This window comes from Cupriavidus sp. 2KB_3 (assembly GCF_052115685.1).
GTDB lineage: Bacteria > Pseudomonadota > Gammaproteobacteria > Burkholderiales > Burkholderiaceae > Cupriavidus > Cupriavidus campinensis.
Map to the genome: position 1 here is coordinate 1 of NZ_JBFRHD010000049.1, position 755 is coordinate 755.

Genomic DNA, 755 nt, shown 5'->3' on the forward strand with positions numbered 1-755 from the left:
AGCCTGCGCGAGGCCAGGCAGCCCCTGCCGAAGCCACCAGGACTCTACGACGAGCAGTTCACGCTGAAGGACGAGCACAGCGGGGAGAGTTTGCCGCACATCCCCTACCGGATAGAAACCGCAGACGGCAAGGTGTTTCGCGGCGTGACTGATGCCGCAGGCCGGACGATGCGGGTCTTTGCTGACAAGGCCCAGGCGCTCAAGATATTTAAGGAGTAAGCGATGGCCAATGACGCGCTTGGCAGCGGAAAGCTGAATTCTCGGGGTGCGACCAACGTCGACGCCAAGGTGCCGGCAGAGCCGTTGGCTTTCCTGCGCCCGGAGACCGGGGAAATCATCATCGTGCCGGCGGAGGATGCGAATCCACTACGCAGTCACTACAACGGGCTCAGCGACATGGTGGCGGAACTTCACTCCGCCAACCGGGCAGTGCAATTGTGCGAGGACCATTTGCAGGCGCTTGTGATCCGGGAAGCTTCCGATGCCGAAATGGCGCAGGCGCGCAATGTGCACGGCTTCGCGCTCGACTGGCAGCACGAGGCACACGAGAGGCTGCATGCCGTTTATGAACAACTCGATCCGTTGCCGGATGGCACAGAGGCCGGCGCATCCGATGCGCCTGAGAAGCCAAAGGAAGACAAGCAGAGCGCAGCCGGGGCCGGCAAGAAGCTTGTCGAGTTGATCGCCTTGAAGCATGACAACCGGAAGGAGCAACGGAGGAAGGCAGCAGAGGATACGAAGGGAAATTTCGACGA

General features: G+C 61.2%; 1 protein-coding gene and 1 pseudogene. Both read left to right on the plus strand.

Annotated features, from left to right (window positions below; genetic code table 11):
- Positions 1–219, plus strand: a pseudogene (locus AB4120_RS27610) (hypothetical protein); the annotation flags it as partial.
- A gap of 3 nt (positions 220–222) precedes the next feature.
- A partial coding sequence (locus tag AB4120_RS27615) for a hypothetical protein (RefSeq protein ID WP_441643106.1) occupies positions 223–755 on the plus strand: 533 nt, incomplete at its 3' end.